At 65.0% G+C, this 25,399-nt stretch carries 21 protein-coding genes; 13 read left to right on the forward strand and 8 right to left on the reverse strand.

From position 1 onward, the window contains the following. Positions 1–17 precede the first annotated feature (17 nt). The gene (locus ABT392_RS04445) at positions 18–1,967 is read left to right on the forward strand and encodes a CocE/NonD family hydrolase (protein WP_395386485.1); all 1,950 of its coding nucleotides are present in this window, start codon (positions 18–20) and stop codon (positions 1,965–1,967) included. On the opposite strand, the gene ABT392_RS04450 is transcribed toward ABT392_RS04445, so the two are convergent. Continuing rightward, entirely contained in the window at positions 1,931–2,668 is a 738-nt protein-coding gene (locus tag ABT392_RS04450) for a pseudouridine synthase (RefSeq protein WP_395386484.1), read from the reverse strand. The two genes, ABT392_RS04445 and ABT392_RS04450, sit on opposite strands and share 37 nt — an antisense overlap. A gap of 114 nt (positions 2,669–2,782) precedes the next feature. Between ABT392_RS04450 and ABT392_RS04455 the strand changes: the two genes are divergently transcribed. Continuing rightward, on the forward strand, positions 2,783–2,905 hold the full coding sequence (locus ABT392_RS04455; protein ID WP_334278910.1) for a hypothetical protein: 123 nt from the start codon (positions 2,783–2,785) through the stop codon (positions 2,903–2,905). Here ABT392_RS04455 and ABT392_RS04460 read toward each other — a convergent pair. Continuing rightward, positions 2,902–3,309: a YchJ family protein gene (locus ABT392_RS04460; RefSeq protein ID WP_395386483.1), complete on the reverse strand. Its 408-nt coding sequence runs from the start codon at positions 3,307–3,309 to the stop codon at positions 2,902–2,904. The two genes, ABT392_RS04455 and ABT392_RS04460, sit on opposite strands and share 4 nt — an antisense overlap. Positions 3,310–3,344: 35 nt before the next feature. Between ABT392_RS04460 and ABT392_RS04465 the strand changes: the two genes are divergently transcribed. Both ABT392_RS04465 and ABT392_RS04470 read left to right on the forward strand, forming a co-directional pair. After that, positions 3,345–5,750 carry a UvrD-helicase domain-containing protein gene (locus tag ABT392_RS04465; RefSeq protein WP_395386482.1) on the forward strand — a complete coding sequence of 802 codons (2,406 nt, stop codon included), beginning with the start codon at positions 3,345–3,347 and terminating at the stop codon, positions 5,748–5,750. 71 nt (positions 5,751–5,821) lie between these two features. Beyond that, positions 5,822–8,428, forward strand: a complete 2,607-nt coding sequence (locus ABT392_RS04470; protein ID WP_464970915.1) for a M1 family metallopeptidase — start codon at positions 5,822–5,824, stop codon at positions 8,426–8,428. On the opposite strand, the gene ABT392_RS04475 is transcribed toward ABT392_RS04470, so the two are convergent. From ABT392_RS04475 to ABT392_RS04495, 5 genes are all read right to left on the reverse strand, one after another. Next, positions 8,413–9,444 (reverse strand): PhoX family protein, encoded by a 1,032-nt coding sequence (locus ABT392_RS04475; RefSeq protein WP_395386480.1) that lies wholly within the window; start codon positions 9,442–9,444, stop codon positions 8,413–8,415. The two genes, ABT392_RS04470 and ABT392_RS04475, sit on opposite strands and share 16 nt — an antisense overlap. A gap of 19 nt (positions 9,445–9,463) precedes the next feature. Then, positions 9,464–11,416 (reverse strand): PhoX family protein, encoded by a 1,953-nt coding sequence (locus ABT392_RS04480; protein WP_395386479.1) that lies wholly within the window; start codon positions 11,414–11,416, stop codon positions 9,464–9,466. 168 nt (positions 11,417–11,584) lie between these two features. Then, entirely contained in the window at positions 11,585–12,406 is an 822-nt protein-coding gene (locus ABT392_RS04485; protein ID WP_395386478.1) for a BPSS1780 family membrane protein, read from the reverse strand. After that, positions 12,403–13,380 (reverse strand): homoserine kinase, encoded by a 978-nt coding sequence (locus tag ABT392_RS04490; RefSeq protein ID WP_334278917.1) that lies wholly within the window; start codon positions 13,378–13,380, stop codon positions 12,403–12,405. The genes ABT392_RS04485 and ABT392_RS04490 overlap by 4 nt, the downstream gene beginning before the upstream one ends. Before the next feature lie 46 nt (positions 13,381–13,426). Then, a complete protein-coding gene (locus ABT392_RS04495) occupies positions 13,427–13,789 on the reverse strand; it encodes a hypothetical protein (RefSeq protein WP_334278918.1) in 363 nt (120 codons plus the stop codon). A 32-nt stretch (positions 13,790–13,821) separates the two neighbouring features. Here ABT392_RS04495 and polA point away from each other — a divergent pair, with 32 nt between their 5' ends. From polA to ABT392_RS04525, 6 genes are all read left to right on the forward strand, one after another. Next, the gene (gene polA, locus ABT392_RS04500) at positions 13,822–16,590 is read left to right on the forward strand and encodes a DNA polymerase I (RefSeq protein ID WP_395386477.1); all 2,769 of its coding nucleotides are present in this window, start codon (positions 13,822–13,824) and stop codon (positions 16,588–16,590) included. Positions 16,591–16,701: 111 nt separating this feature from the next. Continuing rightward, a complete protein-coding gene (locus tag ABT392_RS04505) occupies positions 16,702–17,358 on the forward strand; it encodes an FkbM family methyltransferase (protein ID WP_334278920.1) in 657 nt (218 codons plus the stop codon). A 40-nt stretch (positions 17,359–17,398) separates the two neighbouring features. Continuing rightward, a complete protein-coding gene (locus ABT392_RS04510; RefSeq protein ID WP_395386476.1) occupies positions 17,399–18,658 on the forward strand; it encodes a lipoprotein-releasing ABC transporter permease subunit in 1,260 nt (419 codons plus the stop codon). Further along, the gene (locus ABT392_RS04515) at positions 18,651–19,343 is read left to right on the forward strand and encodes an ABC transporter ATP-binding protein (RefSeq protein WP_334278922.1); all 693 of its coding nucleotides are present in this window, start codon (positions 18,651–18,653) and stop codon (positions 19,341–19,343) included. Before ABT392_RS04510 ends, ABT392_RS04515 begins: the two co-directional genes overlap by 8 nt. 15 nt (positions 19,344–19,358) lie before the next feature. Beyond that, complete coding sequence (gene purU / locus ABT392_RS04520; RefSeq protein WP_395386475.1) at positions 19,359–20,225, forward strand: formyltetrahydrofolate deformylase; 867 nt, start codon at positions 19,359–19,361, stop codon at positions 20,223–20,225. Positions 20,226–20,241: 16 nt separating this feature from the next. Further along, entirely contained in the window at positions 20,242–21,054 is an 813-nt protein-coding gene (locus tag ABT392_RS04525; RefSeq protein WP_395386474.1) for a TatD family hydrolase, read from the forward strand. A 26-nt stretch (positions 21,055–21,080) separates the two neighbouring features. On the opposite strand, the gene ABT392_RS04530 is transcribed toward ABT392_RS04525, so the two are convergent. Further along, the gene (locus ABT392_RS04530; protein WP_334278925.1) at positions 21,081–21,896 is read right to left on the reverse strand and encodes a mechanosensitive ion channel family protein; all 816 of its coding nucleotides are present in this window, start codon (positions 21,894–21,896) and stop codon (positions 21,081–21,083) included. Between the two features lie 47 nt (positions 21,897–21,943). Between ABT392_RS04530 and ABT392_RS04535 the strand changes: the two genes are divergently transcribed. Genes ABT392_RS04535 through tfpB form a run of 3 tightly spaced genes read left to right on the forward strand, consistent with a single transcriptional unit; the run spans position 21,944 to position 25,071 of the window. Further along, entirely contained in the window at positions 21,944–22,468 is a 525-nt protein-coding gene (locus tag ABT392_RS04535) for a DNA-deoxyinosine glycosylase (protein ID WP_395386859.1), read from the forward strand. Then, positions 22,465–23,259, forward strand: coding sequence for a spermine/spermidine synthase domain-containing protein (locus ABT392_RS04540; protein WP_334278926.1), 795 nt, complete (start codon positions 22,465–22,467; stop codon positions 23,257–23,259). The genes ABT392_RS04535 and ABT392_RS04540 overlap by 4 nt, the downstream gene beginning before the upstream one ends. 3 nt (positions 23,260–23,262) lie before the next feature. Beyond that, complete coding sequence (tfpB, locus tag ABT392_RS04545) at positions 23,263–25,071, forward strand: type IV pilus assembly ATPase TfpB (protein WP_334278927.1); 1,809 nt, start codon at positions 23,263–23,265, stop codon at positions 25,069–25,071. Positions 25,072–25,399: the final 328 nt, after the last annotated feature.

Consider the following 25,399-nt stretch of genomic DNA (forward strand, 5'->3'; position numbering starts at 1 on the left):
TGAACCTCAAGGCAAGCATGCGCACTCCGCTTCTCGCCCTGGCGACGCTGGCTTCGGCCGCCGCCCAGGCACAACCCGCACCCGCACCCGCGCCGGCTTCGGCACCGGCCTACGACACGGCGGCCAACTACACCAAGTACGAATACAAGGTCCCGGTGCGTGACGGCAAGAAGCTGTTCACCGTCGTCTACGTGCCCAAGGACGTGGCGCGCGACGCGAGCAAGACCTACCCCTTCCTGATGGTGCGCACGCCCTACAGCTGCGGCCCCTATGGCGTGGACCGTGACGGCGTGCGCCGCCTGGCGCCCAGCGAAGCCTTCCTGAAGGCCGGCTACATCTTCGTCTGCCAGGACGTGCGCGGCCGCTACATGTCCGAAGGCAAGTTCATCGAGATGACGCCGCACATCGCCAACAAGAAGAGCAAGAACGATGTGGACGAGAGCAGCGACACGCACGACAGCGTGCAATGGCTGCTCGACAACGTGAAGGGGCATAACGGCAAGCTCGGCCTGTGGGGTATTTCCTACCCAGGCTTCTATGCTGCGGCTTCGATCATCGATTCCCATCCGGCCATCAAGGCCGCCTCGCCGCAGGCACCGATTGCCGACTACTTCATGCGTGACGACGGCTACCACGGCGGCGGCCTGATGCTGGTGCACAACTACGGCTTCTTCACCAGCTACAAGCCGCTGGAGAACCCCACCACCGGCCCCCGAGGCTCGATCCCGTTCGACTACAAGGGCCGCGATGCCTACGACTACTTCCTGAAGCTCGGCAACCTGGCCAATATCCAGAAGAGCTTCGAGGTGGAAGGCAAGAAGGGCGCGCGCAACCCCTACTTCGACGAGCTGGTCGACAACGACACCTACAACGAGCACTGGAAGGCACGCGCCATTCCGCAGCACCTGAAGGGCATCAAGGCGGCCGTGCTGACGGTGGGCGGCTGGTTCGATGCCGAAGACCTGGCCGGCCCGCTGTCGGTCTACAAGCACATCAAGGCGCAGAACCCGGGCGTGAGCAACCAGCTGGTGATGGGCCCTTGGGTGCACGGCGGCTGGGTGCGTTCGGTCGGCAAGGCCCTCGGCCAGATCAGCTTCGCGCAGAACAACACCGAGTTCTTCCAGAAGAACATCGTCTTCCCGTTCTTCGAACAGCACCTGCGCGGTGCCACGGATGCCAAGCTGCCCGAGGCCTATGTGTTCGAGACCGGTACCAATGTCTGGCGCCAGTATTCGGCCTGGCCGCCTGAGCAGGCCAAGGCCAAGACGCTGTACTTCCACGCGGGTGGCAAGCTGAGCTTCACGGCGCCGGCTGCCGGGCAGGGCGGCTTCGACCAGTACATCAGCGATCCGAACAAGCCGGTGCCCTTCGTTGCCTACACGACACTGAGCATGCCGCAGGAGTACATGGTCAGCGACCAGCGCTTTGCCGCCACGCGGCCCGACGTGCTGGTCTATGAGAGCGATGTGCTGGAAGAGGACGTGACGGTGGCCGGGCCGGTGGCTGCCCGGCTCTTTGTCTCGACCACGGGGACCGACTCGGATTGGGTGGTCAAGCTGATCGACGTGCATCCGCCCGAAGCGGGCGAGCCGCCCGCGGGGCGCATGGCCGGCGGCGCGCCAACCGACGTCGAAACGCCCAAGAGCAATTTCGGCGGCTTCCAGCAACTGGTGCGTGGCGACCCGCTGCGCGGCCGTTTCCGCAACAGCTTCGAGAAGCCAGAGGCCATGGTGCCGGGCAAGGTCGAGCAGATCGCCTACGACCTGCCGGACGTGAACCACACCTTCCGCCGCGGCCACAAGATCATGGTGCAGGTGCAGAGCAGCTGGTTCCCGCTGATCGACCGCAATCCGCAGACCTATGTGCGCATCCGTGATGCCAAGCCGGAAGACTTCAAGGCAGCCACGCAGAAGGTCTTCCGCGGCGGTGCTCAGGCTTCGGGGCTGGTGCTGCGCGTGATCGACTGAAGCTCGGTCTGAATCCCGGGCAGGCCTGACCATTCAGGCCCAGGCGAAGCGCTCATCACGAGCGCTTCGCCGTTTCCGGGGTGCCAGATCCGCAGCTCCAAGGCATGCAGCCACAAGCGCTGAACGCCCAGATGGGCGGCCACGGCGCGGTTCAGCGGGCCCTTGCCATGGGTGGCATCGCCGACTATCGGATGGGCCATGTGCTTCAGGTGCCGGCGGATCTGGTGGCGGCGGCCGGTCTCGGGGCGCAGCTCCATCAGGGCGAAGCGGCTGGTGGGGAAGCGCGCATCCGTCGCCAGTGACCATTCGGCCCGGGCCAGGCAGCGCCAATGGGTGAGCGCTTCCAGCATGGGCTGGCCGGTGGATGGCTGCTCGGGATCTCGGGAGAGCGGATGATCGATCGCGCCGGTGTCTTCTGCCGGCCAGCCGCGCACCAGGGCCAGGTAGCGCTTGCTTGGCTCGCCCCGCTCGAAGGACTGGCCGACGGCCGAAGCGGTGTCGGCGTCGAGCGCAAACAGCAGGACGCCCGAGGTGCCCTTGTCCAGCCGATGAACCGGCCAGACCGGCCGACCAAGCTGGTCGCGCAGCTTCTGCAGCGCCGCCTCTTCCTCATGCGCATCGAGCTGCGTGCGATGGACCAGCAGGCCCGGCGGCTTGTCTATTGCTACCAGGGCGTCGTCAAGGTGGAGGATGTTGAGCATTTGTTGCATTTCCTTGCAGCTCCACCCACTTGGGGGGCTCGGCAAAGAGGGGCTCTGTCCGAAAGAATGTTGTCACACACCGCAGAGATGATTGCGGCAGCTCGGGAGACAAAGATGCCTCAAACCTACACCGTCGGACACCGCTCGACTCTGGCTTCGGCCTGGACCTGGACGCGCAAGCTTTTCGGACTGCGCGAACCCCAGGCCTGGCCGCCGCGTCAGCGCCTGGCCCGCTAAGACATATCCCCATCGACGTAAAACCAGGCGCCGTCCTCGTGGACGAAGCGGCTGGTTTCATGCAGCCGCTGGGCGCGACCGCCCAGTTTGCTGCGAGCGACGAATTCGACCGTCGCATGGCTTTCGTCCTGTCGCAGGTGCTTTTTCACCTCCAGGCCCAGCCATCTGAGCCCCGCCTCATTGGGCTCCAGCGCTGCCGGCCTTCGGCTTGCGTGCCAGGTTGCCAGCAGGTAGGCCAGCTCATTCAAGACGAAAGCGCTGTAGCGCGAGCGCATCAGGGTCTCGGCGTCCGGCGCGCTCAAGCCGCCTGATTCCGCAAAGGCTTGATGCAGGGCGCCGCAGCAATCCTGGTAGGAACGCTGGTGGCCGCAGGGGCAAGGGAAGGGGCGAGAGCGGGACTTCACGGGTCGGCATGATGCCACTGCCTACAATCCTCTCGATGAGTTCGCATTCCCAAGATGACCTGTTTGCCGCCCCTCCCAGCAGCGGACTGTTGAAGAACCTGAATCCAGAGCAGTACGCCGCCGTCACCGCGCCGGCGGAGGCCACGCTGATCCTGGCCGGCGCCGGCTCGGGCAAGACACGCGTGCTGACCACCCGCATCGCCTGGCTGATGCAGACCGGCCAGGTCTCGCCGGGCGGGGTGATGGCCGTGACCTTCACCAACAAGGCTTCCAAGGAGATGGTGACCCGCCTCACCACCATGCTGCCGGTGAACGTGCGAGGCATGTGGATCGGCACCTTCCACGGCCTGTGCAACCGCTTCTTGCGCGCGCACTGGAAACTGGCCGGCTTGCCGCAAGGCTTCCAGATCCTCGATTCGACCGACACGGTCTCGGCCATCAAGCGCGTCATCAAGGGCATGAAGCTGGACGAAGAGCGCTACATCGCCAAGCAGGTCAGCTGGTTCATCGCCGGCGCCAAGGAAGACGGCCTGCGCCCCGGCGATGTGGAGCAGCATGATGAACAGACCCGCACCCTGGCCCTGATCTACCAGGCCTATGAAGACCAGTGCCAGCGCGAAGGTGTGGTCGACTTCGCCGAGCTTATGCTGCGCTCCTTCGAGCTGATGCGCGACAACCAGGCCGTGCGCGAGCATTACCAGCGCCGCTTCCAGCATCTGCTGGTGGATGAGTTCCAGGACACCAACAAGCTGCAGTACGCCTGGTTGAAGATGTTTGCGCCTCCTGCGAATTCTGGAAGGGGCCAGGCCGTGTTCGCCGTGGGCGACGACGACCAGAGCATCTATGCCTTCCGCGGCGCGCGGGTCGGCAATATGTCGGACTTCGAGCGCGAGTACCGCGTCAAGCAGGTGATCAAGCTGGAGCAGAACTACCGCAGCTTCGGCAACATCCTGGACAGCGCCAACGCCCTGATCGGCCACAACAGCCGCCGTCTGGGCAAGAACCTGCGCACCGAGGCCGGCCCCGGCGAGCTGGTGCGGGTCTTTGAGGCCACCAGCGACTTCGCCGAGGCGCAGTGGCTGATCGAGGAAGCGCAAGCCCTGCATCGCGGCGGCATTGACCGCAAGGAGATCGCCATCCTCTACCGCAGCAATGCGCAGTCGCGGGTGATCGAGTCGGGCCTGTTCAACGCGGGCATCCCGTATCGCGTCTATGGTGGCCTGCGCTTCTTCGAGCGGGCCGAGGTGAAGCATGCGCTGTCCTATCTGCGCCTGATCGAGAACGCCAACGACGACACCAGCTTCCTGCGGGTGGTCAATTTCCCGACCCGCGGCATCGGCGCCCGCACCATCGAGCTCCTGCAGGATGCGGCGCGTGCCAGCGGCCGCAGCCTCTACCAGAGCGTGGGCGCAGTGGCGGGCAAGGGTGGCGGCAATCTGGCCGCGTTCGTGAACCTGGTCGATTCGATGCGCAACCTGACGCAGGGCCACAACCTGCGCGAGATCATCGAGCAGGTGATCGAGAGCTCCGGCCTGGCCGACTTCTATCGCACCGAAAAGGAAGGCGCCGAGCGGCTGGAGAACTTGGCCGAACTGGTCAATGCCGCGGAAGCCTTCGTGACGCAGGAGGGCTTTGGCAAGGATGCCGTAGCGCTGCCGGTGGACGAGCTCTCGCCCGGTGCGATCACCGAAGGCCTGCCGGCTGCCGTGGCCAACGCGGCGCCGGCGGTGCCGGATGCCGAGACCGGCGAGATCATGTCGCCGCTGGCGGCCTTCCTGACGCACGCATCGCTGGAAGCGGGCGACAACCAGGCCCAGGCCGGCCAGGACGCCATCCAGCTGATGACCGTGCATTCGGCCAAGGGCCTGGAGTTCGATGCGGTCTTTATCACCGGCCTGGAAGAAGGCCTGTTCCCGCATGAGAACTCGCTGTCGGACGGCGATGGCCTCGAAGAAGAACGCCGGCTGATGTATGTGGCGATCACGCGGGCGCGCCAGCGGCTCTATCTGTGCTTCAGCCAGACCCGCATGCTGCATGGCCAGACCCGCTACAGCATCAAGAGCCGCTTCTTCGACGAGCTGCCCGAAGCCTGCCTCAAGTGGCTGAGCCCGCGCAATCAGGGCTTTGGGTCGGGCTTTGCGCGCGACTACCAAGACGCCTGGCAGCGTGGCTCGGGCCTCAAGTCCATGGTCGGCGCCGGCAAGTATGCCGAGCGGCCGGCCTATGCGGCAGCCCCGGTGCCAGCCGCGATGGTCAAGAAGGTCGACGAGGAACATGGCGGCCTGCGCGTGGGCAAACCGGTGTTCCACAACAAGTTTGGTGAAGGTGTCTTGCTGACGCTGGAAGGCAGCGGCGCGGATGCCCGCGCGCAAGTCAACTTCGGCCGCCACGGCACCAAGTGGCTGGCACTGTCGGTGGCCAAGCTGACCCCGATCGAATAGACAGAAGCGCGAGAGACGAGGGATTGATGAGGAGAGTTCTGACAACGCTGGCACAGAGCATGGCAATCGGCATGGCAACGAGCCTGGCCTTGCTGGGCGTGGCCCATGCGGCGAGCAACCTGCCCATGCGTCTTGGCGATGCGGCCCGGCCGCTGGCCTACAAGCTCGACCTGAAGGTTGACCCCGCGCAGCCGCGCCATAGCGGCACCGTCGAGATTTCGCTTGAGCTGAACAGTGCGTTGAAAGCGCTGCGCCTGCATGCCAAGGACCTGCGCATCAGCGCGGTCGAATACCGGGCCGAAGGCGGTGCCGCGCAAATCGGCAAGGCCAGCACGGCCGACGCCGACAGCGTCTTCCTGCGCTTTGCCAAGCCACTGCCGGCCGGCCGCGGCACGCTGCGGGTGCGCTTCACCGGCCTGATCAGCGAGCAGGACACGCTGGGCCTGTTCCGCCAGCGTGAAGGCGGCGACTGGTATGCGACCACGCAGTTCGAGGACCTCGGCGCGCGCATGACCTTCCCGGTGTTCGATGAGCCGGGCTGGAAAGTGCCCTGGACGCTGAGCCTCACCGTGCCGAGCAAGCAACTCGCCGTGGCCAACGAGCCGGTGCTGCGAGAGCGAGCCGCAGGCAAGGGCTGGAAGCGCGTCGAGTTCAAGACCACGCCGCCGCTGCCCAGCTATCTGCTCGCCTTTGCGGTCGGGCCATTCGCGGTCAAGGACGGCGGCCTGGCGGGTGCCACGCCCCTGCGCTACCTGACGCCACGCGGCCGCGCCGAAGAAGCGAGCTTTGCCGCATCGGTCACTCCGGACGTGGTGCAGCAGCTGGAAAGCTGGTTCGGCATGCCGCATCCGTTCAGCAAGCTGGACAGCCTGGTGATCCCCTTGACCGAAAACTTCGGCGCGATGGAGAACCCGGGCCTCATCACCTACTCAAGCAAGATCATGCTGGGCAAGCCCGGCCAGGAGACCTTGAGCCTGCAGCGCAACTATGTCTCCACAGCGGCGCATGAGATTGCGCATCAGTGGTTCGGCAACCTGGTGACCATGGGCTGGTGGGACGATCTCTGGCTCAACGAGAGCTTCGCCTCCTGGATGGGCGACAAGATCACCGCCCAGTTGCGCCCCGATTGGCGTTGGGAACTGACCACCCAGCATGTGCGCCAGGAAGCGATGGCCGGCGACCGCCTGCCCAGCGCGCGCCGCGTTCATCAGCCTGTGCGTACGAACGAAGACCTGGGCACGGCTTTCGACGAAATCACCTATTCCAAGGGCCAGAGCGTGCTTTCGATGTTCGAGTCCTGGCTTGGCGAGGCACGCATGCAGGCCGGCGTGCGCCGCTACATCAAGCACCATGCGGGCGGCAGCGCGTCCAGCGAGCAGTTCGTCCATTCGATCGCGGAAGGCGACAAGGACCTGGAAGCGGCCTTCGCCAGCTTCATCGACCAGCCCGGCATCCCGGTCGTGCGCTTCGAACTGCAGTGCGAAGCCGGCAGCGCGCCGCGCTTGCGCCTGAGCCAGTCGCGCTATCGGCCGCTGGGGGCGAAGAACATGCCCGACAGCCAATGGACAGTGCCGGTGGTCCTGCGCACGCCGGGTGGCGTGAGCCGTCATCTGCTGAAGACGCAGAACGAAACGGTGACGCTGCCCGATGCCAGCTGCCCGGGCTGGCTGCAGCCCAATGTTGGCGGCAAGGGCTACTACCGTTCGCAGATGGACCCGGCCCTGATCCAGCCCGCGAAGTACAGCGTCAGCGAACTGCTCGCCCTGCTGGACGATCAGCGCGCGCTGACGCAGAACGGTGAGCTGAAACTCAGCAGCCTCGCGCCGCTGGTGAAGGCGCTGGCGGCCGACCCGCGCCGCGAGCTGCGTGAAGCCGCGCTGGAAACAATGGCCGGCCTGGAGCCCATGACCGTGGCCGAGCAGCGCAGTGCCTATGCGGCTTTGCTGCAAAGCCTGTTTGGCGCGCAGGCTCGCGAGCTTGGCTGGCAGGTCGGCGCTGACGACGACGAAGACCGCCGCCTGCTGCGCGAAGCGCTCTTGCCCTTCATGGCCGACAGCGGCCGCGATGCGGTGCTGCGCGAACAGGCGCTGCTATACACCCGTGCCTGGCTCGCTGCCGCGACGCGCGATGGCCTGGCCCACGAAGAGCTGATTGACCCAGGCCTGCGCGGCACCATCCTGCGCTCGGCCGCCCTGGCAGGCGATGCGACGCTGTTCGATGGCATGCTGAACCTGGCCCGCGTCACGCCTGACCGTCGCCTGCGCGAGCAGCTGCTGTCGGCGCTGGGCGTTTTCGGTGCGCCGGACCTGGCTGCGCGAGCGCGGCGCCTCCTGCTCGATGCCAAGCTGGACAGCCGCGAAACCATCGGCCCAGTGCTTGGGCGCCAGATCCAGGACCCGCTGCTGGCGCAGAGTGCGTTGGACTTCGTGGCCGAGCATGACGCCGCCCTGCGCAAGCGCATGACCAAGGTGGCCGAGGCCAATCTGCCCGAGGTGCTGGCTGGTGGCTGCACGAAAGAGCGGGCCGAGCGACTTCAGAAGCAGTTCGGTCCGGCTGCCGCGCAGCTCGATGCCGGCCCGGCCCTCCTGGCCAAGGCGGTTTCGCGCATCGAGCTGTGCTCGGCCTATCGCGAAGCCCAGGCGGGCTCCCTGCAGGAGTTGCTTCAGAGCACGCGCTGAGCGGCGCAAGCTGTGCGGATCTGGTCGGCCGCCAGGCGGGCGTTGATCAGGACGTCGGCCTGGTTGGTGAAGGGATAGTCGGCATTGGCCATTTCCAGCCCCAGCCTGCCGTGGCGCAGCGTGGTCCACGCCAGCTCACCCTGCGCGTCGCGGCATGCCAGCTGCAGATGACCCTCGTCCAGGTACTTGGAGCCGGCACTCTGGCCCTTGCCACTGTCGGCGGGGTTCCACAGCGCCCGTGAGACGTAGCGGTAGCGGGTCTCCTTGTCCTCGGCATCGCGCATCAGGATGGTGATGGGCTGGCCGACTTCCGCTGGCACCATCCAGAGTTCGGCCTGCTTGAGGCGGCCGAGCGCCGTGCGCTTGGCCGGCACCGACTCCGGATTGAAGGGATCGGTCTCGACCACCCAGCCGAAGGTGTTGGCGATGTTGCGGTAGTCGTGCGCGGCTGTTGCGCCGGCCACGGCCGCGTTCCAGCGCGCGAACAGGTCCTGCTTGCCGGCATGCTCCCAGCGGCAGAGGCTTTGGTGCCCGGCTCTCAGGCCGTAGCGCTGCAAGCCCGCCAGGGCCTTGGCGCCATGGCGGGGCAGCGTGTCGATGCCACGGCCCACGAACGGCAGAAAGTCGCCCTCTCCATGCAGGCAGGTGCCCCAGGGCGTGCAGACGATGGCGCTGCCGACGAGCGTGCCGCGTGTGCGGGTGCCCAGGCCGGAGAACTTGGTGGCCAGCAAAGCCGAGGCGCGCGCCGGCCCGCTGAAATCGATCACGGTGGCAGCGCTGATGCGCCGGTTCAGGCGCGAGTCGGGCACCGGCAGCACCTGGCCTTCGGTACCGCGCCGGAACTCGGCGATGCCCAGACCCAGCGCATAGATCTCGCGCTCCACTGCTTCCGGGCAGGTCGCCGTTCCGCCTGAACGGTCAACGAGGCCGCCGAGCTGGCTGCACAGCAGGCCCCTGTCTTCGCGCCCGGGCTGGAAAGCGCCGCCATTGCTCAGACCCAACCATGGCACGGGCATCGGGCGGCGTTCCTTCGCTTCAGAGCTTGTCCAGCTTCATGCCGGTGGCTTCGCCGGTCAGGTAGCCGACGGCGGCACCGAAGCGGTCCTTGAAGTTGGCGCGCACCAGCGGGTCCAGCGTCGCTTGCACCTTGCTGTGCAGGCTGGCGCTCCAGTCGCCGGGATGCTGGAAGTTGCTGGTGATGTAGGTCCAGCCGTTCAGGTCGTCCACCACGCCCAGGCCCGTCGCTTCGGCGCCCGAAGGCATTGAGACCAGGCGTGAGAGAACCTTGGTGTCGACGTTGTAGGCCCAGACGAAGTTGTTGACGTGATAGCCGCTGTCTTCGCCGATGAAGAGGGTGCGCAGCTTTTCGGAGAACTTCAGGTTGTCGGGCGCGCCGATCTTGTCGGGGTTGGCCAGGTTGCCCAGTGCGTCGGCGGCGATGTCCTCGCCCACCAGCAGCATCTTGGTCCGCGTGACCACCCATTCGCTGTTGATCGCCGTGCCGGCCGTGTCCTTCTGGCCACCCGACAGCGTGTGAGCCAGCACGCCACCGGCATTCACGGCCTTCTCCAGCGTGACGCCATAGGCCTCGTTCCAGGCCGCGTTGTTGCGCACCATGGAGCTCTGCATGTTCTGCAGGGCCGAGTAGGCGATCTTGTCCTTGGCATTGACCGTCGTGCCTTCCATCTTGCTGAAGGCCATCGTGCCGCCAACAAGTGCTGCGTAGCGATGTGATTCCAGGAAGGCCGCGGCCTTCTCCATGCCCGGCTTGACCTTGACCCACTGCACCTTGCCGCTGAAGTTGATCTTCGTATAGCTGGCGTCCTTGGGATCGGCGGTCTGCACGTCCATGATGTCGGTCGGCTTCAGCGTGTTGGCCAGCGCTTCGATTTCTGCGCTGCTGGCCGAGCCCATCTTGATCCAGGTGACCGCGGCACCGGCGGCGGCCGGGTCGATAGAGAAGCCGGCGCCGAACCTGGCGACGTAGAGGCTGCCCGATGACAGGTCTTTTTCCTTGTCGGCCACGAACATGAACAGGCCGCCATTGGTGGCGTCGTCGCCCATCAGTGCGGTGCGGTTGTCGGGCATCACCTCGATCAGCTCATGCGAAATGCGGCCCAGGCAGTAGTGCTTCTTCAGGGTGCCCGTGCCGTCCGGGTTGACCGTCACTTCGGGCATGTGGCCGTAGTGGTAGGGGTTGGCCTTGGTCTCGTCGCCGAACGTGTTCTTGCTGAAGGCCTTGAACATCGTGTTGGAGGCGATGGTGAAGGCATCCGGCTCGTACTCTTCGCTGGAGAGATGCGTGCCCCAGGGCGAGAGGCTGGAGCCGCAGGTGATCCACAGGCCATGCGCCGCCGAGGTGTCGACGTTGTGGTACTTCACCAGCGTCAGCTTGCCGGTCGTCTGGTCCTGGTCCAGCGTGAGGACGGCGATGGGCGAGGGCAGCTTGCCGTACATGTCGGTCTTGCCGTCTTGCGCCCATGTCGTGTACTCGAACTGCACGACGGCAAACACGGCCTTGCCCTTGATGCCGGCCACGGTCGGGTTGGGCACCGACAGCAGCGAAGTGCCGTCCGGCGAGTCGGAGAAGAACTGGCGGCTCTTGCCGGCCACCGAGGTGTCGATGATGGGCTGGTTCTTGATGTCGACATAACCGCCGGCCAGGAGGGTGCCGCCCTTGCCGTCCGGCACCAGGTCGCCGGTCATGAAGAAGGGCTGGTAGGCCAGCTTGAAGCTCTGCTTGCTGCCGTCGCTGAGCATCACGTCCAGGCTTGAAGCCACAGCCGTCTTGGCCATCGCGGCCGGGTCCGCCAGGCTCGGTGCGGCCATCGCTGCAAAGCTGGCCGAGGTGAAGGTGATGCTCGCGGCGTCACCGCCGCCGCAGGCGCTCAAGCCGATGCTGGTGCCGACGCCGCTGATCGGCAGCAGCATTGGCGTGCCGAGAAACTTCAGGGCCTGGCGGCGGTTCGGGTGATGGGCTTGGGACATGCTCGATTTACTCCACGGTGTCGTTGTCGTCGTGCGCGGCCGTTGGTTGATCGGGCCGTCGCGCTGGGGCCGCAATGTAGGCAGCGGGTGTGTCAACAGCGTGAAGACGCGGCGCGACAAACACAAAGGCCCCGGGGTTGCCGGGGCCGTTGTGGTCGGGGCGTGCGACTACTTGCTCAGCAGATCGCGCGGCGCGCCGAACATGAAGCAGTCGATGAAGGTGAAGTACAGCGAGGCGTAGAAGAGCGTGGGCAGCAGCAGGACCAGCGCCAGCAAGGGCAGCAGCAGCAGCGGCCCCAGCACCAGCGCCGCGCCGCTGATCAGGAGCGACAGCCCCATGATCAAGCCGGCCCATGCCATGGCATTGACCGAGAACGCGCCGCGGTTGCGCCACAAGCCCAGGGTGCTGGAGAACAGCGCTTGCATCGCTCCTTGGCCGCCCCAGTGGACCAGGGCCGGCGCATGCCAGAAGGGAATGGCCAGCAAGGTGCTGGCCAGCAGGTGCCAGCCGAGCGCCTTCAGCACGGCGGGCTCCATCCAGATCGCGTTCATGGCATCGCCGTCCGGCTTCTCGCGGGCCATTTCCTTCTGCAGCGCGCGTATCGCCTGGTCCATGGTCGCGCCATCGACCCAGTTCAGCACCAGGGCCATCACCAGAGCGCTTGCCGCGTAGGCCGCGCACAGCGTCAGCTGGGTCCGGCTTTGCGGGGAATTGACCTTGAAGGGCGCGGCGAAAACCTGGATGCTGGGCGTCTTGTCCTGCAGCACCAGATGGGTGGCCAGCATGAAACCCAGCGACATCAGGGGCAGCGCAGCCACCAGGAGCAGGCCGCCAAAGGGCAGCAGACTCAGCAGCAGGGCGCTGAACATCGAGAATGAGAACAGCCCGGTCAGCGCGAGCGGCTTGCGCTGCCAGACCTTGAAGGCATGGCGTATCCAGAGCAGCCCGTTGCGGGCAGGCACGGTCTGCAGGTGCAGCGTCATCGTCATGCAGCTTCCTTCACGGCATGCCAGGGTGCGCCGATGCGCTCGCGCAGCACGCGCTCGAAATGCGTCGGGTCGTGGGGTTTCAGGAGCGCAGCGTCGCGCGGCAGATGGAAGTCCCAGAGCCGCGAAATCCAGAAGCGCAGGGCGGCAGCGCGCAGGAGGGCCGGCAGCAGCCGGTGCTCGGTGCCGCTCAAGGGCCGCACGGTTTCATAGGCATCGACGAAGGCCTGGGCACGCAATTCATCGAGCCGGCCGCTGGCCAGGTCGATGCACCAGTCATTGATGCATACGGCGATGTCGAACAGCCAGGTATCGACGCCAGCGAAATAGAAGTCGAAGAAGCCGCTGAGCTTTTCGCGACCGGGCAGTCCATCGAACATGACGTTGTCGCGGAACAGATCAGCGTGAACTGGGCCGCGCGGCAGCTCGGCATAGCCTGCCGACGCGGCCAGTTGCTGCTGGAAGCTCAGCTCTTCGGACAGGAGCGCGGCTTGGGCCGCTTCCAGATGCGGCAACACCACGGGCACGGTCTCGGTCCACCAGGGCAGGCCGCGCAGATTGGGTTGGTGCAACTCGTAGTCTTGTGCGGCCAGATGCATGCGGGCCAGCTCGGCGCCGACCTGTTCGCAATGGAAGACGTCGGGCGCGAGCTGATGGCCTCCGCACAGACGGTTGACCACGGCCGCCGGCTTGCCGCTCAGCTCATGCAGGATCTCGCCGCTGGCATCCGCCTGCGGGTCGGGCACCTGGATGCCGCGCCGCGCCAGATGCTGCATCAGGCGCAGGTAGAAGGGCAACTGCTCGAAGCTCAGGCGCTCGAACAGCGTGAGCACGAACTCGCCGCGATCGGTCGTGAGGAAGAAATTGCTGTTCTCGATGCCGGCGGTGATGCCGCGCAATTGCTGCAGCCGGCCCAGGTTCAGGCGGCTCACGAGGGCTTGTGCCTGCTCGTGGGTGACTTCGGTGAAAACAGCCATGGCGCTCAGAGTGGGCTTGCGACCCGGGGCCGCAGGCCGGAGGTGTTCAGAAAGTCAGCAGCTTCCAGACGCGCTTGCCGGCGGCGCCACGCGTGACGGAGCCGGAGGACATGTCGCGGCCGCCGTCGGGCAGGATGATTTCATAGGACGGCAGCTTGCTGTCCTTGGGCGTGACCTTGGCCGTCTGGGCCTGGCCGCGCACGCGCAGCTCCTCGATGCGGGTGCTGTCGTCCTCGAGCACGATGACCTCGACCTTGGGTTCGGGCGGGGTAACCAGGGGCGCCTGCGTGGTTCCTGCTGTTGGCGCGGTCGGCGCCGCGGGTTTGTCAGCCGCCTGAGCGGCATGTGCGGCCAGGGCCAGCAAGGGCAGGGGCAGCAGACGGTGCAGGCGGTGGTTGTGCTGAGGCATGGGTTCATTCTAAGTGCATGACAATCGCCGCCATGAGCAAACCCATCCTGCTGCTGGTCGACGGTTCCAGCTTCCTCTACCGTGCCTTCCATGCCATGCCTGACCTGCGTGGGCCGCAGGGCCAGGCCACCGGCGCCGTGCACGGCATGGTGGCGATGATGAAGAAGCTGCGCGACGACATCGGCGCCGAGCATGCCGCCTGCATTTTTGACGCCAAGGGCCCGACGTTCCGCGACGAGTGGTACCCCGAATACAAGGCCCAGCGCGCACCCATGCCGGATGCGCTGCGCGAGCAGATCGACCCGATCCATGAAGTGGTGAAGCTCCTGGGCTGGCCGGTGCTGGTGGTGCCCGGCATCGAGGCGGACGACGCCATCGGCACGCTGTGCCGCGTGGGCGCTGCGGCGGGCCACCAGGTGATCGTGGCCACCGGCGACAAGGACATGGCCCAGCTGGTGAATGCCGATGTGAGCCTGATCAACACCATGGCCAAGCCGCCCGAGCGCCTGGACGAAGCCGGCGTGCTGGAAAAATTCGGCGTACCGCCGGACCGCATCATCGACTACCTGACCTTGATGGGCGACACCGTGGACAACGTACCCGGTGTCGAGAAGGTCGGCCCCAAGACGGCGGCCAAATGGATTGCCGAGCATGGCTCGCTGGATGGCGTGATCGCCAATGCCGACAAGATCAAGGGCGTGGCCGGTGAGAACCTGCGCAAGGCCCTGGACTGGCTGCCCATGGGCCGCAAGCTCGTCACCGTGGTGTGCGATTGCGACCTTGCCGGGCATGTGCCCGGCTGGCCGGCGCTCGAGGAACTTGCGCTGAAGCCGGTGGACGAGACCGGCCTGAAGGATTTCTACAGCCGCAATGGCTTCAAGACCTGGCTGCGCGAGCTGAGCGGCGAAACGCCGGCTGCATCGGCCCCGAAGGCCGCCCCGCAGCAGACGGGCGACCTGTTCGCCGATGCATCGGCGCCGGCCTCTTCTGCCATCGACAAGCACTACGACACCGTGCTCGACTGGGCCACCTTCGACCAATGGCTGGCCCGCATCAATGCCGCGCCGCTGACGGGCCTGGACACCGAAACCGATTCGCTGGACCCGATGCGGGCAAGCATCGTCGGCATCAGCTTCAGCGACCAGGTCGGCGAGGCCGCCTACATTCCCTTGCGCCACGCCGGCCCCGATGCGCCCGCGCAGTTGCCACTCGAAGAGGTGCTGGCCAGGCTGAAGCCCTGGCTGGAAGACGAGTCCAAGGCCAAGCTCGGGCAGAACATCAAGTACGACACCCATGTGTTCGCCAACCACGGCGTCAATGTGCAGGGCTATCGCCATGACACGATGCTGCAGAGCTATGTGCTTGAGGCGCACAAGACCCACGGCCTGGAAGCATTGGCTGATCGCCACCTCGGCCGCCACGGCCTGAGCTACGAAGACCTCTGCGGCAAGGGCGTGCACCAGATTCCATTCGCTCAGGTCGATGTGGCCAAGGCGAGCGAGTACAGCTGCGAAGATTCGGAGATGTGCCTGGGCGTGCATGAAAGGCTCTATCCGGCGATCGAGGCTGAGGCGGGCCTGAAGTACGTCTACGAGCAGATCGAGATGCCGGCCTCCAAGCTGCTCATGCGCATTGAGCGCAATGGCGTCTTGATCGACGGAGCCAAGCTGCAAGCGCAAAGCCATGAGCTGGCGCAGCGCCTGGTGAAGATCGAACAGGAGGCCTACGAGATTGCCGGCCAGCCCTTCAACATGGGCAGCCCCAAGCAGATCGGCGAGATCCTGTTCAACAAGCTCGGCCTGCCGGTGGTGAAGAAGACGGCGACCGGTGCGCCCTCCACCGACGAGGAGGTGCTGGACAAGCTTGCCGAGGACTATCCGCTGCCGGCCAAGATCCTCGAGTACCGCGGCCTGGCCAAGCTCAAGAGCACCTACACGGACAAGCTGCCCTTGCAGGTCAACCCGGAAACCGGCCGCGTCCACACCAACTACTCGCAGGCGGTTGCGGTGACCGGCCGCCTGGCCAGCACCGACCCCAACCTGCAGAACATCCCGATCCGCACCGCGGAAGGCCGCCGCGTTCGCGAGGCCTTTGTGGCGCCAGCCGGGCATCACATCGTCAGTGCCGACTATTCGCAGATCGAGCTGCGCCTGATGGCCCACATCAGCGAAGACCCGGGCCTCCTTAAGGCCTTCAGCGAAGGCATCGACGTGCACAAGGCCACCGCCTCCGAAGTGTTCGGCACGCCGGTGGCCGAGGTCAGCTCGGAGCAGCGCCGCTATGCCAAGACCATCAACTTCGGTCTGATCTACGGCATGGGTGCCTTCGGCCTGGCCACGAGCCTCGGCATCGAGACCAAGGCGGCCAAGGACTACATCGACCGTTACTTTGCCCGCTTCGCCGGCGTGAAGCGCTACATGGACGAGACCAAGGCCCGCGCTGCCGAGCTCGGCTATGTGGAGACCCTGTTCGGCCGCCGCATCACCCTGCCCGAGATCAAGGGTGGCAACGGCCCGCGCAAGGCCGGCGCCGAACGCCAGGCCATCAACGCCCCCATGCAGGGCACGGCGGCCGACCTGATCAAGCTGGCCATGGTGGCGGTGCAAAAGGCGCTGGACGAGTCGGGCAAGAAGACACGCATCATCATGCAGGTGCACGACGAGCTGGTTTTCGAGGTGCCTGACGCCGAACTGGACTGGATCAAGGCCGAGGTGCCTCGCCTGATGGCCGGCGTGGCCAGCCTGAAGGTGCCGCTGCTGGCCGAGGTGGGCGTGGGCTCAAACTGGGATGAAGCGCATTGAAGAGCGCCCGAGGATTTGTGCTGCCAAGGCGGCTCATATCGGACCATCGGGTCGGCGATGGGCGGCTTAAGGTGGTGGTCTTGTATTGAATGTTCCGTCGGAGGGCAAGTGATGGCAAAAGTGTTGATCTATATCGGCCTCAACCAGGGCGGCAGCTTCGACAAGATCTTCAAGGACTTCGACGTCTGCTACGGTTTTGAGCCCATCCCGCTGCTGGCCGGTCGACTGCAGGAGCGCTACCGGCCGTTCCCGAGTGTCCACATCATCAATGCGGCGGTGTGCGTCAACGAGGGGCCGGTCAGCTTCTATGTCTCCAAGATGGACGGCGACCACGACAACATGCAGTCGTCCTCGCTGTGCGAGGTGTCGGACGGCTACCGCAACAACGGACCGAAGAACCAGGTGTTCACCAAGGAGGTGATCACGGTGCAGGGCATCAACCTGGCGAATTTCCTCAAGCAGCATGGCATCTCCGAGATCGACACCTACATCTCGGATGCCGAGGGCTACGATTTCTCCATCCTGCAGACGGTCAAGTCCTTGTTCGACGAACGCCGGGTCAAGCATGCGCAGTTCGAGACTGAGCCGGATTACGTGGCTGTCGAGCAGCGAACTGGCCAGCCCGCCAACAAGAGCTCGCTGTTCATCGATGCGCTGATCAACAACTACGACCTTGTCGGCATGCAGCAGGGCAATTACGACCCCAGCAGTCCGACGCGCTGGTTCAACCGCGACCTCGAGTTCAGGGTCAAGCCCGAAGGCGAGTGAGCGATGGCCCGGGCCAGGGCCTGGGTTAGCATCGCGCCCCATGAATTGGCCCTACGAGTTGCAGATCGGCTGGCGCTACACCCGCGCCGGTCGCGGCGGTCGCCGAAATCGCTTCATCTCCTTCATCTCCGGCGTTTCGGTGCTCGGCATTGCCCTGGGCGTGGCCGCGCTGATCATCGTGCTGTCGGTGATGAATGGCTTCCAGAAAGAGGTGCGCGACCGCATGTTGTCGGTGATTTCGCATGTCGAGCTGATCGACGCGCGCGGCGGCGGCATGCCGGACTGGCAGCCGCTGGCCACGAAGGCGCGTGAGAACAAGGCCGTGATCGGCTCGGCACCTTTCGTGGCCAGCCAGGCCTTGGTGGCGCGTGGCGAGGAAATGAAGGGCACGATGGTGCGCGGCATCGACCCGGCCTACGAGCTCTCGGTTACGCCACTGGCCGCCCAGTTGACCAAGGAAGGCGTGCTGACCAGGCTGAAGCCCGGCGAATGGGGCATCGTGCTGGGCGCCGAGCTGGCGCGCTCGCTGGGCGTATTCGACGGCGACAAGATCACCATCGCAGCCCCCGGTGGCCAGGTGACGCCGGCTGGCGTGCAGCCGCGATTCCGGACCTTCACCCTCGTCGGCACCTTTCGCTCAGGCCACTATGAATACGACAACGGTCTGGCCCTGATCCATATCCAGGACGCAGCGCGGCTCTTCCGCGTCGAGGGCGCCACCGGCGTTCAGGTGAAGCTCAAAGACGTGCACGAGGCCCGCAATGTGGCCCGCGAGCTGGCCTTGAGCCTCGGCCCGGAAGTGATCGTGCGCGACTGGACCCGCACCAATGCGAACTGGTTCGACGCGGTGCAGATCGAGAAGCGGTTGATGAGCATCATCCTGACGCTCATCGTGGCCGTGGCAGCCTTCAACCTGGTGTCGACGCTGGTGATGACGGTGACCGACAAGCAGGCTGACATCGCCATCCTGCGCACGCTGGGCGCGAGCCCTCGCTCCATCATGGGCATCTTCATGGTCCAGGGCGCGGCCTCTGGCGTGATTGGCACGCTGGCGGGCGTCTTGCTGGGCCTGGGCGTGGCTTTCAATCTGGACGTGATCGTGCCGGCCATCGAGCAGCTCTTGAACGTCAGCTTCCTGCCCGGCAGCATCTATCTGATCAGTCACATGCCCAGCGACCCGCAGCAGGGGGACATCATTCCGATTGCGCTCAGCTCGCTGGCGCTGGCCTTCCTGGCCACGCTCTATCCGAGCTGGCGCGCCAGCCGCGTGCAACCGGCCGAGGCCCTGCGTTATGAGTGAAGCCCTGACCGACTCCATCGTCCTGCAAGGCACGGGCCTGCAGCGCCGCTTTCATGACGGCACCCTGGATGTGACCGTGCTCAGCGGCGTGGACATCACCGTGCGCCGTGGCCAGACGCTGGCGATTCTTGGCGCCTCGGGTTCGGGGAAGTCCACCTTGCTGCATCTGCTCGGCGGCCTGGACCGCCCAACCTCCGGCCGCATCAGCCTGATGGGGCAAGACCTGGCACCGATGAATGAATCGATGCTCGGCCAATGGCGCAACAAGCACCTGGGCTTCGTCTACCAGTTCCATCACCTGCTGCCCGAGTTCAGCGCGCTGGACAATGTGGCCATGCCATTGCGCGTGCGCCGCTTGCCCTTGGCCGAAGCACGTGATGCGGCGGCCGCCATGCTGGCGCGTGTCGGGTTGGCGGCGCGCACCTTGCATCGCCCGGGCGAGCTCTCGGGCGGCGAGCGTCAGCGCGTGGCGATCGCCCGCGCGCTCGTGACCAAGCCGGCCTGTGTGCTGGCGGATGAGCCCACAGGCAACCTGGACCGTGACACGGCGCAGGGCGTGTTCCAGCTGATGCTGGAGTCGGCGCGGGAGCAGGGCACGGCCTTCGTGCTGGTTACGCACGACCAGAATCTGGCCTCGCAATGCCAGGCGCAATTGCGCCTGGTCGGCGGGCGTGTGCAGCAATAGTTTGTCAAGACCACCATGAGCAGCAGTACTCGATTCATTCTCAAGCTGAGCTGCCCGGACCGCCCGGGCATCGTCCATGCGGTCACCGGTTTCCTGCTGGCGCAGGGCGGCAACATCCTGACCTCGGCCCAGCATGGCGATGGGGACCATCAGCGCTTTTTCATGCGCATCGAGTTTGAATCGGCAGCGGCGCTGGACCTCGAGTCGGTGCGCCATGCATTTTCGCCGTTGGCCGCCCAGATGCAGATGGACTGGACCCTGGTGGCCAGTGCAGCCAAGACGCGCGTGCTCTTGCTGGTTTCAAAGCTCGGCCATTGCCTGAATGACCTGCTGTTCCGGGTGCAGACCGGGCATCTGCCTATCGAGATCCCGGCCATCGTCTCGAACCATCGCGAGTTCTATCAGCTGGCGGCCTCGCACAACATTCCCTTCCATCACTTCCCGCTGCTGGGCGCCACGCCCGAGCAGAAGGCAGCGCAGGAGCGCCGCATCCGCGAGGTGATCGAAGAGAACCGCATCGACCTGGTCGTGCTGGCTCGCTATATGCAGATCCTGTCGGGCGAGATGTGCGAGTACCTGTCGGGCCGTGCCATCAATATCCATCACAGCTTCCTGCCCAGCTTCAAGGGTGCCCGGCCTTATCACCAGGCCCATGAGCGCGGCGTGAAGCTGATCGGCGCCACCGCGCACTACGTGACCTCGGACCTCGACGAAGGCCCGATCATCGAGCAGGAAGTGGCACGCATCGACCACAGCATGACGCCCGAGCAGCTGGTGGCGATCGGCCGCGATACGGAATGCGTGACGCTGGCCCGCGCCATCCAGTGGCATGCCGAACATCGAGTGCTGATGAACGGCCGGCGCACCGTGGTGTTCCGCTGAATCGCAGGGCGCGGGCATGTGGATAGACAGCCACTGCCATCTGGACGCTGCTGAGTTCGACGCCGACCGCGCAGCGGTGGTGGACCGGGCCCGTGCCTCTGGTGTTTCGCAGATCGTGATTCCGGCGGTAGAGGCAGCGAACTTCGAAACGGTGCGCGATCTGGCCATCCAGCATCGCTTTGTCTATACGCTGGGCATCCATCCGATGTATGTGATGCGAGCTGCGGAGCAAGATCTTGCCCTGCTGGCCGAGGCGCTGGAGCAGCATCACTGCGACCCTCGGCTCGTCGCCGTGGGCGAGATCGGGCTGGACTTCTTTGTGCCCGGCATTGATGCCGAGCGTCAGCAGTATTTTTATCTGGAGCAACTGAAGCTGGCGCGTCGCTTCGATCTGCCCGTGATCCTGCATGTGAGGCGCAGCGCCGACAAGCTCTTGGCTGGCTTGCGCCGCATCGGCGGCATTCGCGGCGGTATCGCGCATGCCTTCAATGGCAGCGCCCAGCAGGCGGCGGCCTTTGTCGAGCTTGGTTTCAAGCTGGGCTTTGGCGGCACGCTGACATTTGATCGCTCCTTGCAGATCCGCCGACTGGCATCCGAGCTGCCTGCTGAAAGCCTGGTTCTCGAAACCGATGCGCCTGATATTCCTCCGCAGTGGCTCTACAAGACCGCCGAGCAGCGCGCCGGTGGCGGGATCAGCCGCAATGAGCCGGCCGAGCTGCCGCGCATCGCGCAGAGCTTGGCAGAGCTGCGCGGCTGGACGCTGGAGCAGACCGCAGCGGTCACCAGCGCGAATGTGCGGGCCGCGCTGCCGCGGCTGGCTCTCGGCTGATCAGCGGTCCAGCTCCTTCGTCAGCGTCAAACTTCGCGATTGCGTGGCGCCATCGGTGTTTCAGGCACCGGATAACCGGCTGCGCCGAAGGTGGCGACCACAGCCTTGTGGGTGTCGAAATACACCTGCCAGTAGTGATCCGTGTACGTATACGGACGCACGCAGAGCAGCGGGCCTTCGGCGGTGAAACTGAGGATCTCGATGTCCGGTGCCGGTGAGGTCTTGACGTTCGGAATGGCGGCAACGGCAGTGCGCAGCCGGGCAATCGCATCTAGCGGGTCCACGCCATTGGCGATCTTGGCCACGCAGTCGACACGGCGGAAGGGCAGGCTGGAGAAATTCTGTATCGTGTCCGAGAACACCTTGTTGTTGCCGACGATGGTCTGCACGTTGTCCGGCGTGGTGACCGTGGTGCCGAAAAGGCCGATCTCGGTCACCGTGCCGGTGACTCCGCCCACCTGGACGAAGTCGCCCACCTTGAAAGGCCGCAGCACCTGCATGAAGACGCCGGCCGCAAAGTGGGTCAGCAGGCCGCCCCAGGCGGTACCGATGGCCAGGCCGGCGCCAGCCAGCAGGGCGGCAAAGGAGGTGGTCTGGATACCGAAGATGTCCAGGATTGCCAGCACCAGCACGATGTTCAGGAGCACCGTGAGGATCGAGCGCAGGTAGGTTGCCAGTGTCGAATCGATGCGGCGACCTCGCTCGAGTGCGACGCCAACCAGGCGTACGCTCAGGTTGATCAGCCAGCGGCCCACAATCCAGGCTGCCAGTGCTGTCAGCACCTTCAATCCGAAGGCTGCGCCCTGGGTGTTCAGGAACAGCCAGATGGCTTCGGTATTCATCATCTCAATCTCCTGCAGTCGTGACTCAAGTATCTCGGGCGCCGATCATCGCTGAAGCCGTCGGCGCAGGGCAGGCCGAGCGCTGGCAAGGACTGACCCCGCAATTCGATGCGCAGGCGCGCTGGCTGCTGCTGGGCAGCTTTCCAGGGGTGGCTTCCTTGAAGGCTCAGCAGTATTACGGCCATCCGCGCAATCAGTTCTGGCGTCTGTTGGGAGACGTGTTCGGCCTGCCATTGATCGTGGCGGCTTATGAAGATCGGCTGCGCCTGCTGCGCCAGCAGCGCATCGCCTTGTGGGACGTGATCCAGGAGACTGAACGAGAGGGTAGCCTGGACAGCAATATCCGCGACCCGTTGCACAGCGACCTTGGCGGGCTGCTGGCACGCCTGCCGCATCTGGAGACCATAGGCTTCAATGGCGGCACGGCCGCACGCTTGGGCATGCGGCAGTTGGCGGCGCTGGGCGAGTCACGATGGCGAGTCCTGGCGCTTCCTTCCAGCAGCCCTGCCTACACGATGGCCTACGATGACAAGCTGAAGGCCTGGCAGTCGCTGAGGCAGAGTCCCCCATGAGCAGCAAGAAGACGAGCAAGAAGCAGTCAGAGTGGGCCCCGGCCACGCTGAGCGAATACGACGGCGTGCGCTTCCTTCACCTGGATTCGATCTGGGTGCAGGGCGCCATGCGCATCCGCAAGCCCCAGCAACTGGAGCTGGAATACATCCAGCGCATGATGGCGTGGATGCTTTGGCGCGAGACGGACGAGATCCGTGCAGGGCATGCGGTGCAATTGGGCTTGGGGGCGGCAGCCATCACCCGCTTCTGTCACAAGGTGCTGCGCATGCAGACCACGGCCGTCGAGCTGAACCCGAGCGTGATCTCGGCCTGCCGAGCCTGGTTTCATCTGCCCGAGGACGACAGGCGATTGACGGTGCTGAATGAAGACGCTGGCGAGTGGGTGCAGCGGGATGAAAACATCCAATGCGCACAAGTCTTGAATGTGGATCTCTATGACCACGATGCCGCCGGCCCGGTGCTGGACGATGAAGCCTTCTATGCCGGCTGCCGCAATGTGCTGGCCGACGGTGGGCTGATGACGGTCAATCTCTTTGGCCGCAGTGCCAGCTTCACCCGGAGCGCGACTCGCATTGCCCGGATCTTTGGCTCTGACCAGGTGTGGAGCCTGGCGCCGACCAAGGAAGGCAACACGGTGCTGGTGGCTGCCCGCGGGGTGAGGGTTCCCGAGCGGGAGGAATTGGAGCAGCGTGCAGCTAATATCGAGTCGCAGTATGAGTTGCCGGCGCGCAAGTGGTTGCGCCTGGTGCGACCGCTGCCGATCAGCATCATCAACCAGCTGAATGACTAGCCGATGAGCACCAAGACCAAGACAGCCGCACAGGCGCCAGATGCCCGCCCCGAGTTGAAGCCGGAGGGGCGACTCGAATGGCGCCAGCTGCTTCGCTGGCTGGTCGAGGACGAGATCATCGATGCCGAGCAGGCCCAAAAGATGGAGCAGCGCTTTGCGGCTGGCGACAGCTCGCTGCATCCGCTGGTTCGGCTGGGCAGCGCGGGCCTGGTGCGCAAATCTGCTGGCAAGCCGCTCGAAGTTGAGGTGTTGACCGAGTGGCTGGCTACACGGGCCAAGCTGCCTTACTTGAGAATCGATCCTCTGAAGGTTGATGTGGGCCGGGTATCCGATGTGATGTCGGGCAGCTATGCCGAGGCCAAGCGCTGCTTGCCGATCCAGGTCGGCCTGACCGACGTGACGATTGCGACCTCTGAGCCCTTTGACACCAGTTGGATGGCGCAGATCGAGTCCCACACGCGCAAGACCATCAAGCTGGTGATTGCCAACCCGCTCGAAATCGCCCGCTTCACGACCGAGTTCTTTACGCTGGCTCGATCGGTCCGTGCAGCCGCCAAGGCCGGTGAGACCAACCAGGTGGCCAGCTTCGAGCAGTTGGTGGAGCTGGGCAAGAGCAACAAGGCGCTCGATGCCAACGACCAGGGTGTCGTGCAGGTGGTCGACTGGCTGTGGCAGTACGCTTTCGATCAGCGAGCCAGCGACATCCATCTCGAGCCGCGCCGCGAAATGGGCGTGATCCGCTTCCGCATCGATGGCGTCTTGCACACCGTATATCAGCTGCCTTCGGCGGTGATGAGCGCCATGACCTCGCGCATCAAGTTGCTCGGCCGTATGGATGTGGTTGAGCGCCGCCGCCCGCTGGACGGGCGTATCAAAACCCGCAATCCTGCTGGTGATGAAGTTGAAATGCGGCTCTCCACTCTGCCCACTGCGTTTGGCGAGAAGATGGTGATGCGCATCTTCGACCCCGACACGGCGGTCAAGGATCTCAGCATGCTGGGCTTCTCCAGCCATGACACCGAACGCTGGGAGAAGCTGGTCACTCAGGCACACGGCATCATCCTGGTGACCGGGCCGACCGGCAGCGGCAAGACCACCACGCTGTACTCGACGCTCAAGCGGCTGGCCACGGACGAAGTGAACGTCTGCACGATTGAAGACCCGATCGAAATGATCGAGCCGGCCTTCAATCAGACCCAGGCGCAGTCGGCGCTGGATTTCGGTTTTGCCGAGGGGCTGCGCGCGCTGATGCGCCAGGACCCGGACATCATCATGGTCGGCGAAATCCGCGACCTGGCCACGGCCGAAATGGCCATCCAGGCTGCGCTGACCGGCCATTTGGTCTTTTCGACGCTGCATACCAACGACGCTGCGGCTGCGATCACCCGGCTGACAGATCTGGGCGTTGCGCCATATCTAATCAGCGCGACCGTTATCGGCGTGCTGGCGCAGCGCCTCGTCCGCACGCTGTGCGTCAACTGCAAGCAGCCCGACCCCTCGGTGACGCGTGACTCCTTGAACGAAATGCTCAAGCACTGGCGCATGAACGGCGGCGTGAAGCCCTACAAGCCCGTTGGCTGCCTGGATTGCCGCAATACCGGCTATCGCGGCCGTGCGGGTCTGTACGAGCTGCTCACCGTCAGTGAAGCCGTCAAGGCCACATTGCATCCTGAACCGGACATCAGCGCCTTGCGCCGCAAGGCCATGCAAGAGGGCCTCCGCCCCCTGCGCCTTGCCGGCGCCATGAAGATCGCCGAGGGCGTTACCACGATGGAGGAGGTGCTGCGAAGCACGCCGCAGTGGGAGGCATGAAGCGGGTGTCCGTGCCGGCGGCCAGGCCGCCGTGAGAACTTTTCACTGAGAAGTTCTCCGAACCCTGAAATTCTTGTGCTACAGTCGTGGGCTTCGCTGCTGCGAGCGGTGCTTCGAAACGAAGTGCAGATCTGGGTGGTGAAGGCAGGCGAGCCCTGGGCTGCAAGCGCTGCGAGAACTTAGAAAGTTTTCAAAAGCGCTTGACGAATTCGAAAGAATTCAGTCATAATCTCGCTTCTGTGCTGATCGCCGATTTAACGGTGATTAACGCAAGAGGGTCGAAAGATTCTCACTGTTCTTTAATAATTCACAGCCGATAAGCGTGGGC

It is taken from the genome of Paucibacter sp. JuS9 (assembly GCF_044043925.2).
In the GTDB taxonomy this organism is placed as follows: domain Bacteria; phylum Pseudomonadota; class Gammaproteobacteria; order Burkholderiales; family Burkholderiaceae_C; genus JAUASW01.